Annotated in this window: 10 protein-coding genes and 1 pseudogene; 3 read left to right on the forward strand and 8 right to left on the reverse strand. The window is 39.6% G+C overall.

Annotated elements, in window-relative coordinates; translation table 11 throughout:
• Window positions 1-130: pseudogene (locus H5157_RS20150) on the forward strand (elongation factor Tu); the annotation flags it as partial.
• A 509-nt stretch (window positions 131-639) separates the two neighbouring features.
• On the opposite strand, the gene H5157_RS20155 reads toward H5157_RS20150, so the two are convergent.
• The 5 genes from H5157_RS20155 to H5157_RS20175 form a co-directional block, all read right to left on the reverse strand.
• Window positions 640-1,836 carry a dipeptidase gene (locus tag H5157_RS20155; RefSeq protein ID WP_154903728.1) on the reverse strand — a complete coding sequence of 399 codons (1,197 nt, stop codon included), beginning with the start codon at window positions 1,834-1,836 and terminating at the stop codon, window positions 640-642.
• Window positions 1,837-1,900: 64 nt separating this feature from the next.
• The gene (locus H5157_RS20160) at window positions 1,901-2,155 is read right to left on the reverse strand and encodes a YheU family protein (RefSeq protein WP_004335925.1); all 255 of its coding nucleotides are present in this window, start codon (window positions 2,153-2,155) and stop codon (window positions 1,901-1,903) included.
• A gap of 2 nt (window positions 2,156-2,157) precedes the next feature.
• The gene (locus H5157_RS20165) at window positions 2,158-3,144 is read right to left on the reverse strand and encodes a hydrolase (RefSeq protein WP_024606596.1); all 987 of its coding nucleotides are present in this window, start codon (window positions 3,142-3,144) and stop codon (window positions 2,158-2,160) included.
• A gap of 734 nt (window positions 3,145-3,878) precedes the next feature.
• A complete protein-coding gene (locus H5157_RS20170) occupies window positions 3,879-4,301 on the reverse strand; it encodes a TIGR02444 family protein (protein ID WP_182716066.1) in 423 nt (140 codons plus the stop codon).
• Window positions 4,285-6,207 (reverse strand): ATP-binding cassette domain-containing protein, encoded by a 1,923-nt coding sequence (locus H5157_RS20175; protein ID WP_182725388.1) that lies wholly within the window; start codon window positions 6,205-6,207, stop codon window positions 4,285-4,287. The genes H5157_RS20170 and H5157_RS20175 overlap by 17 nt, the downstream gene beginning before the upstream one ends.
• Before the next feature lie 132 nt (window positions 6,208-6,339).
• Between H5157_RS20175 and H5157_RS20180 the strand changes: the two genes are divergently transcribed.
• Window positions 6,340-6,543, forward strand: coding sequence for a YheV family putative zinc ribbon protein (locus H5157_RS20180; RefSeq protein WP_007378899.1), 204 nt, complete (start codon window positions 6,340-6,342; stop codon window positions 6,541-6,543).
• A 33-nt stretch (window positions 6,544-6,576) separates the two neighbouring features.
• Here the strand turns inward: H5157_RS20180 and H5157_RS20185 are convergent, their stop codons facing one another.
• Window positions 6,577-6,792, reverse strand: coding sequence for a SlyX family protein (locus H5157_RS20185; RefSeq protein WP_004335946.1), 216 nt, complete (start codon window positions 6,790-6,792; stop codon window positions 6,577-6,579).
• Window positions 6,779-7,777, reverse strand: a complete 999-nt coding sequence (locus tag H5157_RS20190; RefSeq protein WP_182671845.1) for a WD40 repeat domain-containing protein — start codon at window positions 7,775-7,777, stop codon at window positions 6,779-6,781. The genes H5157_RS20185 and H5157_RS20190 overlap by 14 nt, the downstream gene beginning before the upstream one ends.
• Window positions 7,778-7,992: 215 nt before the next feature.
• On the opposite strand from H5157_RS20190, the gene fkpA reads away from it, so the two are divergent.
• Window positions 7,993-8,739 (forward strand): FKBP-type peptidyl-prolyl cis-trans isomerase, encoded by a 747-nt coding sequence (gene fkpA / locus H5157_RS20195; protein WP_004335950.1) that lies wholly within the window; start codon window positions 7,993-7,995, stop codon window positions 8,737-8,739.
• Window positions 8,740-8,804: 65 nt separating this feature from the next.
• Here the strand turns inward: fkpA and H5157_RS20200 are convergent, their stop codons facing one another.
• Window positions 8,805-9,275 carry an Rsd/AlgQ family anti-sigma factor gene (locus H5157_RS20200; protein WP_002961083.1) on the reverse strand — a complete coding sequence of 157 codons (471 nt, stop codon included), beginning with the start codon at window positions 9,273-9,275 and terminating at the stop codon, window positions 8,805-8,807.
• Between the last annotated feature and the right edge of the window lie 283 nt (window positions 9,276-9,558).

The following is a 9,558-nucleotide window of genomic DNA, read 5'->3' on the forward strand; positions in this document are numbered from 1 at the left end:
GCCTGGTGATAACATCAAGATGACAGTAACTCTAATCGCACCAATCGCGATGGATGAAGGTCTTCGTTTTGCTATCCGTGAAGGTGGTCGTACTGTAGGTGCTGGTGTTGTAGCAACTATCGTAGAGTAATAATTAACTTTAAAGTTAATTATTAGAAAAAGGTCACTCAGGTGGCCTTTTTTAATGCCTGAAGAAAAGTGTCATATGAAGGTGGTGCTCTTACCTTAGGCGTAGGTACTTTGTAGCAACAGTCAAAGAGTAATAATTAACTTTTAAGTTAATTGTTAGAAAAAGGTCACTCAGGTGGCCTTTTTAATGCCTGAAGAAAAGTGTCATATGAAGGTGGTGCTCTTACCTTAGGCGTAGGTACTTTGTAGCAACAGTCAAAGAGTAATAATTAACTTTTAAGTTAATTGTTAGAAAAAGGTCACCCAGGTGGCCTTTTTTAATGCCTATAGAAAAGTGATTAGCTCCTATATAGCTTTATTGCCGTAGCTTGGGTTGAGTTTTGCGAAGCCTGGGGGGGAAATAGCACCGAAGATAACTATGCTGGTAAATATAAAAAAGCACGGCTAGGCCGCGCTTATATTGAGTTAGCTCTTGGTCTTTTAGCCAATTACTAATATATGATAAAAGCTTTAGTGCTTCTTCGCATACTCTTGCGCTTGTTTTAAAACTCTTAATAAATTGCCACTTAAAATCTTTTTAATATCTTTGTCGCTATAATCTCTATCCATTAAACCTTGGACAAGATTTGGGTAGCTAGATACATCTTTTAAGCCGATAGGTAATGAATCGCCAACTCCATCATAATCAGAGCCAATACCTACATAATCAATACCAATTAGCTCAACTACGTGATCAATATGGTCAAGTACTTGCTCAAGACTTGCAAATGGATACGGATTTTTAGCACGGTACGCAGCATCAAAATCTTTACTTAACTTAGTGCCTTCTTTTTTAGCTGACTCTTTTGTACTTTTTAATTGCTTGCCCCAACTACCTGCTTTAGCGGTAACAAAGCTTGATCCAAAGTTGATTTGAATAACGCCGCCATTTTCTTTCAGCGCTAATAGCATATCGTCATTCATATTACGCTCAAAGCCAGGCGTGTATTTACGAAGTGATGAATGAGAGGCAATTACTGGTGTTTTAGAAAGCTCCATAACCTGATAAAACGCATCATCAGAAATATGCGATACGTCAATTAGCATGCCTATATTATTCATTTCAGTGACAAGCTTTTTACCAAATGGGCTTAAGCCTTTCCATTTACGGCGTATATCGTAAGACGAATCCGAAATATGGTTGCTTTGAGAGTGCGCTAGCGTGATGTAACGAATGCCACGGTCGTAAAAGTGCTGAAGGTTTTTCATATCACCTTCGATTGGAGAGCCATTTTCCATACCCATGGCTATAGACAGCTTACCTTGTTTAAATTGCTCTTCAATATCAGTACTTGAGCTAGCAATAGCAAACTTATCGGGTGCGCGCTGGACTATGGCTTCCATACTATCAATCATTTGATTGGCTAGCTGGTAGCTTTTTCCTTTACCCTCAAACTCTAAATGCGCAGGAATATAAATCGACATAAATGGGGCGTTTAAACCGCCTTTTACAGCGCGAGGATAGTCAAAATCGCCATCACTAGTTGCTTTGGTTACATCAACCCAGCTTTCGTGAATTCGATAAGGTACGTCAATATGGGTATCAATTAAAATGGTATCTTTAGCGAGTTTAATTGCCTTATCAGATGCTGTTATTGTTTGTTCTGCTTGGGCTTGGCTAGTTAAAGCTAGTGATATGGCTACCACTAGAGTGCTGAGTTTTATCATGTTTTGGCTCTTTGGGTAAAAAGCCATTGTGTACGTTCAATTCAAAAGTTACAAGTACTACGCCCTAATCAAACGACTGTGCTTGATGCTCTTCACTTTGCAGCGCTTTAAACTCACCTTTTGAAATTATAGTTACAGACTCGTGTAATTCTGAGAAAAACACCATCGCTTCGCCATTTTTAAGCTGCAGCTTTACTTGGCTTACTTTAGATTCGATGCTTGCTTCTACTTCACCATAATCGGTACCTTCGCGTAATACGTAGCTTTCGATTAAGTTATAAAGAGTGTCTTGATCGAGTTGTTCAAAAGGGATAATCATTACTACTTGTTACTCGCTTTATTTGATACGTGCTGGCTAAAATAATGAGGGACGGCTTTTTCTAACCAAAATATAGGTTTAAAGGGATTTTTACCGCTAATAAAACCAACATGCCCGCCCTTGTCAGAGATGCGCAGCGTAACATGCTCACTTACGTCTTGCCTACTCGGTACGGCTTTAATTGAGAGCATAGGGTCGTCTTTGGAATGAATAATAAGTGTGGGCACAGCGATATCTTTCAAGTACGGCATAGCACTGGCTTTACGGTAGTAATCGTGTGCGTTTTCAAAACCATGTAGAGGGGCTGTTAACTGATTATCAAACTCTAATAAATCGTCAATTTTCATTAACTGTTTTGGCGTTAATGAAATTTGCTGCTTAATTTGTGGCAGCTTTCGCTGCATTGATTTTTTCATCCGATCGAGCAGATATTTTTGGTAAATTTTACCTAAGCTTTTACGAATAACATCGCTCGATGACGACAAATCATAAGGAGCAGATACCACCGCTGCTGCACTTAATGGGCATTTTTCGCGTTCTTCACCTAAGTATTTGGCAAGTACGTTACCGCCCAATGAAAAACCAACAGCGACCATAGTGCGCTTAGGAAATTGCAGCTTTAAGTGATTTATAAAAAAAGCTAAATCGGCGGTGTCACCGCTGTGATAAGCACGTGGTAGGCGATTTACTTCGGTTGAGCAATTTCTAAAGTGCATAAGCACAACTGCATAACCTTGTTTTTTTAATGCCTTCATCATGCCTTTGGCATAAAAGCTATTTATATTGCCTTCGAGTCCGTGCAAAACAACAGCAAGTGGTGCGGTTTCATTATGTGGAAGTGACCATGCAAGCTCAATAAAGTCACCATCAGGTGTATCAAGTTGCTCAAGTTCGTAGGACGTATTGTGAAATGGGCGGAAAAAACGCGGCATTATGGTCTGAACGTGACGATTGGTCATCCACCATGCTGGTTTGAACTGAGAGATCATGTTTGTACTACGCACTTTGTATTAAACGAAAAGCTAGTGTATCAAATTTTTCGCTTCAGAAAATAAAAAGCGCCTAACTAGTAAACTAATAAGGCGCTTTAGTGCGTCGTGCTTAATTTTGTTCGGGAATTTCTGCGTCATGTATTTTTTTCAAAAAGAAAAAAGCAAAAAAGATACACAAAGAAACAACGATGGTTAAAAACCCAAAAGACATAAATAAAACTGGATCTGTAAAAAAGTCTCTAAAGAATACGTTCATGAGTTGCTCCCCTCGTTGTTGATGGGTTAATCATAGGCGGTGTTTGCAGGTCGCAACGTGATCGAGATCAAGTTATTTTTCTAAGCAGGTGTAGGAGTGACGCTAAGTTGATTTAGATCATGTTTTAAGGGTTGGTAAGTTATTACCACTGAGAGCTAAGAGAGTTTTCTCTTAAAATAGTAAGCTGATCGTAACTCATTTTTTTCACTTTATCTAAAAGCGTAGCGCTTTAAACCTTTTTGAGTAAACCACTTAAAGATTTTTTGCACAAAGAGAAAAGAATGAGAAGTAAATGAGGGTAGAGCTATAAACTACTTGAGCCAAATAACTGCTCAATATTTATATTTTTACCTGAATAATTTAGTTTGTTTTCCTCTAAAAGCGAAGCGCCTCTTAACCTCTTTGTGAGTAAATTACTTGAAGGTTTTTTGCACAAAGAAAATAAGAAGTGGAGGAGGGTATAAAAACTAATACCCTAAGTGGCTTTCACATATAGCTCAATGTTGTTTGGCTCTGAAAGTTTGACTAATTCAAGCTCATTTACTGTTTCAATCAACATATGTTGTTGCTGTTTTTCAAGCTTCAGCTCAGCGCTTAGCAACTCTGCACGTATTGTGGCGTAATCACTTATCGCATTCTGGTTAGCTTTTAAATAGCTACGAGCGGCGCGCATAGGTTGTAATGCGTGAGTATCAAACTCACTAATTGCGTCTATTAACTCATTTAACTGTTGGGTATTAATACTTAAATTTAATGAATCTAAATAAAGCAGTAATAAGCATAAATTAACGTTTTTTCCTTGCTGGTTTTGTAGTGCCAGCAAGGTTGTTTGTTGATCAGGCTTTGCGTACAAAGTGCACGCAAATTGCCAAAAATGGTCGCTATTGAGCAAGTTCATCGGCGAATGCCTGCTCTTTTTCTTCCATTTCTTCAAGTGCCATAAGTAACTCTTCTTCAACGTCGTTAAGTTTAGGCGTAAGGGTTGCTTGCTTGGCTAATAACTCTTTAAGCTTGGCTTTGTTGTCGTCGTTGTAGAGTTCGTTATCACCTAAGGTCACTTCCACTTCACTTAATTCCGCGGTGAATTTATCGAGTTGCTTTTCAAGCTTTTCAATTTGCTTTTTAAGTGGCTGAGTGGCCTTTCTAAACTCAGCCTCTAGGCGTTTTTGCTCTTTACGGTTAACACCTGGATTTGCTTTAGGCTCGTCGCTTTGCTGCGCTTTAACCGCTTCTTTATTGGCATTGAGTAACCACTGGTAATACGCATCTAAGTCGTAACCAAACTGGGTTACTTTGCCGTCATCTACTAAGTAAAACTCATCGGCAGTATTTTTAAGCATATGGCGATCATGGGATACGGTAACCATAGCGCCTTCAAAGCCTTGTAGTGCCATAACAAGTGCATGGCGCATTTCTAAATCAAGGTGGTTTGTAGGCTCATCGAGAAGCAGTAGGTTTGGCTTTTGGTATACCAACATGGCAAGTACTAAACGTGCTTTTTCGCCGCCCGAAAAAGGGGCTACAGGCTCAAGTGCTTTATCGCCAATAAAGGCGAAACCACCTAAAAAGTCACGTATTGATTGCTCAGTGGCTTTTGGGTCGAGGCGTTGTAAGTGCATTATTGCACTGGCTTTTAAATCAAGAGATTCAAGTTGATGCTGCGCAAAGTAACCAATATTTAATCCGTGATGCTGAACAACTTCGCCCGCTTGCGGCTCTAAATCACCAGAAAGCAGTTTAATTAACGTTGATTTACCTGCGCCATTTCGACCAAGTAAAGCAATTCGGCTGCCTGGTACAAGGTTTAGCTCTATATTATTTAAAATAGTGACGTCACCATAACCCGCTTTGGCTTTATCTATTGTCATTAGTGGGTTTGGTAATGCTTTTGGCTCTGCAAACTCAAAGTTAAATGGCGAGTCGGCATGTGCCGGCGCTAGTTTTTCCATGCGTTCAAGCGCTTTCACACGGCTTTGTGCTTGTTTAGCTTTACTGGCTTTTGCTTTAAAGCGCGTTATAAACTGCTCAAGGTGAGCAATTTGATCTTGTTGCTTATCAAACATTGCTTGTTGTTGTAGTAAGCGCTCAGCTTTTTGGCGCTCAAACTGCGAGTAGTTACCTTTGTACACGTTAATAAGTTGCTTATCTACATGCCAAATTTGATCAACCACCGCATCTAAAAACTCACGGTCATGCGATATAAGTACAAGGGTGCCGGTATAAGCACGCAAAAAGCGTTCAAGCCAATAAACGGCATCTAAATCAAGGTGGTTTGTTGGCTCATCGAGTAATAGTAAATCGGCGTCGCGTATTAATGCTTGGGCAAGGTTTAAACGCATACGCCAACCACCCGAAAACGAGCTTACAGGATTTTCTATAAGGTTATTGGCAAAGCCTAAGCCGTGTAATAGCTCACCTGCGGTTGATTCAATGCTATAGCCTTTAATGTTTTCAAGCTGAATATGTACTTTAGCTTGTGTGTCGCCATCGTTGTTTTTCTCGGCCTCACGCAGTGCTATACGCATTGCGTAGTATTCTGGGTGGCCTTGAAGTACATAATCAATCGCGCTTATTTCAAGGGCAGGTGTCTCTTGCTTAACAGAGGCGATAGACCAATCTTTTGGAATGCTGCAGTTACCGGCATCTAGTTGTAGTTCTGATTTTAGTAAACCAAATAACGTTGATTTTCCACAGCCATTAGCGCCAACAAGGCCTACTTTGTGTTCTGGAAATAACGTAGCTGATGCGTTTTTTAATAAGGCTTTACCGCCACGAAGTAGTTCTATTTCTGAGATTTGGATCATGAATGCGTTACTTTGCTGTGCCCTTGTTAAGTTGGCGCTATCATAACATAGAACTTAATGCTCTTATCAAGCGTATCAACAAGTGAAGTTATACGATAAAATGACAGCAGTTCAAACCACAGGAAAAATGTTGTGAGACAAAAGAAGCGATTTATTGCTGGTGCATCGTGCCCTGACTGCAAAGCCATGGATACTATGATGCTATACAGAGAACATGATGTTGAAAAAGTAGAGTGTGTTGAGTGTGGTCATAAAATGGCGCAACCCGATAACGCTGTTCAGGCGTCTACTCGCCAATTTGAACAAGTAATTGGTGTGTTTAAACCGGGCGACTAACCCGGTTTTTTTATTGCCTAATTTTTACCGGTTTTAGTAATGCGGTGGAGGTGGCTCAGGTACTTCAGACATCATAGACGATGATGACTGCGACTCTTTAATTTTCTCTGCTAGCAGCTCGGTTTGGCGTTTCATTTTTGCTAACAGCTGTTGGTGCACTTTTATTTCATCATTTAAGACTTCAATCGTTTCGTCTTGAAAAGCCACTTTGGCTTCAAGTTCCATTAAGCGATGTTCAATTGTGTTCATTATTCTCTCGTATAATAAATCGCTCTGCGATCCCGCTGGAGCTTTCGGTTAACAACGACTTACCGTTATCTGTAAATGTCACATCTAGCACCACCGCCGATTTAGGCTTACTGCCTTCGCGCGGGGTAACCTGCCAAGTTTGAATTTTTTCACCGCTTGGTATTTGCCACAAATCTACGCGCTTATTTGGCGAGCCGGTTGCAAGCAAAGTGCCTTGTTCGTTAAAACGCACAGCAGTAAAAATTTTCTGACGCGCAATATACTTCAGTTTACTCACAAGATCACCTGTAGTCAGCTTCCATACATTTGCTTGTGCCATACTATCGGCCGTAAACGCATAGCGACCTTGTGGATCGAGCGTCACTTGGGTAACACGCGTTGGGTGATTAAAACGATGAATTACTTGTCCTGTACGTGTATCCCAAAAGTAAGCAACATAATCGTTAGAACCACTTAAGGCAAAGCGTCCGTTAGGTGACAGGTCAACGGTGTTAACTTTATCTTGATGACCTAAAAACTCAATACGACGCCCAGTTTCTAGGTTTACAAATACGACAACGCCGTCGCTACGGCCGTATAAAACACTACGGCCTTGATTGCTAATAGCAATATCGCGAATACTGGCTTTTTGTATTTTGTAATAACCTTTATTTTTGCCTGTGGCTATATCCCACACAGCAAACGTGGTTTTTTCGGCGGTAACAGCCACGCTGTTATCAAAAGCAATAGCAACAGCGTACACTAGGCTGTCTTGTGACTGCTGCTGAAACCATTGGTATTTTAGCACTTGCTGTTGATTATCCCACAGGGCGACCCCATGGTTGATAGAGGAGATCAAACTGTATTTACCATCGTTTGAAACTGTTGATGAAAACGCACCTTGTGCAGCATGTTCGTAACTTGCTACAGCGTGTTGTTTTTTATCGGTACAGGCGATGGCTAAAAAACAGCTAAATACGATTAAAAAAGTACGAAATATCGACATATTACAGGTATTTCCCCTTAACTCTTAGTGACTGAGAGGTTAGACTAGGACGCGTTAAATGCCTAGGTTGTTTGTCTAATCACTGGATATGTTTTTAGTTTAGCTAACAATATGGAATTTAGTCATTAAACAAGCAGCCTATCATGTGGGCCGTTAATCTTTCACTAGTAATAATACATTAAAATGACAACTGCAAAGTGTGTCGGAGATTTAAAATGAAAAAGACGATTAGATTGTCATTGATTGCAGCGTCAGTTTTAGCGCTTACAGCTTGTAATCAAGAAGCAAAAAAAGAACAAGCTGAAGTTAAATTAGACACTGTAGAACAGCAACAAGCATACGGTATTGGTGCATCTGTAGGTAACTTTTTAAATAAAGACCTAGCAGACAAAACAGAAATTGGTATTGAACTAGACCAAGCACTTTTAATTCGTGGTTTTGAAGATGCGCTTGCTGGCAATGCAAAAATTGACGAAGAAAAAATTCGCGAAGTATTAACTGCACTAGATACATCAGTACGTACTAAGCAAGAAGAAAAAGCTAAAGTAGAGTCTGAAAAAAGTAAAGAAGCAGGCGCTAAATACCTAGCTGACAACGCTAAAAAAGAAGGCGTTACAGTAACTGAGTCGGGTCTACAGTACGAAGTACTTAGCGAAGGCGATGGCGAAAAGCCAGTGGCAACTGATGTAGTTAAAGTACACTACAAAGGGACTTTATTAGACGGTACTGAGTTTGATAGCTCATATGCGCGTAACGAACCGACAACTTTCCCTCTTAACCGCGTAATTGCGGGTTGGACTGAAGGTTTACAACTTATGTCAGTGGGTTCTAAGTACAAGTTCACTATTCCTTCAGAACTTGCTTACGGTGACCGTGACTTAGGTAAGATTCCAGCTAATTCAACACTTGTATTTGAAGTTGAATTACTTGAAATTCAAAATGAAGAAGCACCAGCACAATAATAAGCTTATTGTGTAAATGCAAAAAGGGACCTTAGGTCCCTTTTTTAATACGTGTAAGTAACGTATTAATTTGCATGATTAGAAAACAAGTTATCAATAAGCTCATCTTCAAGTGCAAAACGAGCTTCTAATGCCTCACCAATAACAGATAAGTCATTATCAAAATCTTTCAATAAGTCTTCTTTATCTACTTCTGCGTACTTATCATTAAAATCTAACGCCACATCGGTTGTGCTAGAAATACGCGGGTAAATAGAGTTTGCAAGCTCTTGGCTTTGTAAGCCCTTTTTTTCGCATGCTTTTGCTATATCGTCATATACTTCAAAATGGCCTGCAGATAGGTAATCCATTAAAAGCTGGCAAAATGATTCAATTAGTTTTGGCTCTGGCAATGCTTGATCTTGCTTTTCGTATGGCGTAAAGCCTGCAATTTTGCAGTAAAGTACAATAAGTTCTTGGCGTTCGTTTAGCCATTTATCAATTACTGTGTGGCTACCACCCCATTTCTGTTGAGCTTTTTCTACACGCGTCAGCATAACTGTTCTCCTAGCTGGGTTGGTTTTTAATTTAAAATATAATAAGTTTATGTACATCAAGATATATTTAATTTGCGCGTATATCAACAAGTAAAGTTGAGCTACTTTGAGGGTTGTACCTTTTTATATAAACCGAGGCGAGGGATTTTATTTTAGGCAAGAAAAAACCACCAGTTACGGTGGTCTAATTTCTTTCAGTGACTTGTTATAACAAGCTTTCTTATTTTTATGAGATGATTTTTATTGTTATTATTTTAAAACATTTATTTTTATTGTTTTAAGA

This window comes from Pseudoalteromonas sp. SG43-3 (genome assembly GCF_014164385.1).
Taxonomy (GTDB): Bacteria; Pseudomonadota; Gammaproteobacteria; order Enterobacterales; family Alteromonadaceae; genus Pseudoalteromonas; species Pseudoalteromonas distincta.

Bases quoted from the DNA above. Each gene is read 5' to 3' on its own strand.
- fkpA (WP_004335950.1), top strand. From the start codon at position 7,993: ATGAAAAAGACGATTAGATTGTCATTGATTGCAGCGTCAGTTTTAGCG.
- H5157_RS20200 (WP_002961083.1), bottom strand. From the start codon at position 9,275: ATGCTGACGCGTGTAGAAAAAGCTCAACAGAAATGGGGTGGTAGCCAC.
- H5157_RS20165 (WP_024606596.1), bottom strand. From the start codon at position 3,144: ATGATCTCTCAGTTCAAACCAGCATGGTGGATGACCAATCGTCACGTT.
- H5157_RS20190 (WP_182671845.1), bottom strand. From the start codon at position 7,777: ATGTCGATATTTCGTACTTTTTTAATCGTATTTAGCTGTTTTTTAGCC.
- H5157_RS20170 (WP_182716066.1), bottom strand. From the start codon at position 4,301: ATGAACTTGCTCAATAGCGACCATTTTTGGCAATTTGCGTGCACTTTG.
- H5157_RS20175 (WP_182725388.1), bottom strand. From the start codon at position 6,207: ATGATCCAAATCTCAGAAATAGAACTACTTCGTGGCGGTAAAGCCTTA.
- H5157_RS20155 (WP_154903728.1), bottom strand. From the start codon at position 1,836: ATGATAAAACTCAGCACTCTAGTGGTAGCCATATCACTAGCTTTAACT.
- H5157_RS20160 (WP_004335925.1), bottom strand. From the start codon at position 2,155: ATGATTATCCCTTTTGAACAACTCGATCAAGACACTCTTTATAACTTA.
- H5157_RS20185 (WP_004335946.1), bottom strand. From the start codon at position 6,792: ATGAACACAATTGAACATCGCTTAATGGAACTTGAAGCCAAAGTGGCT.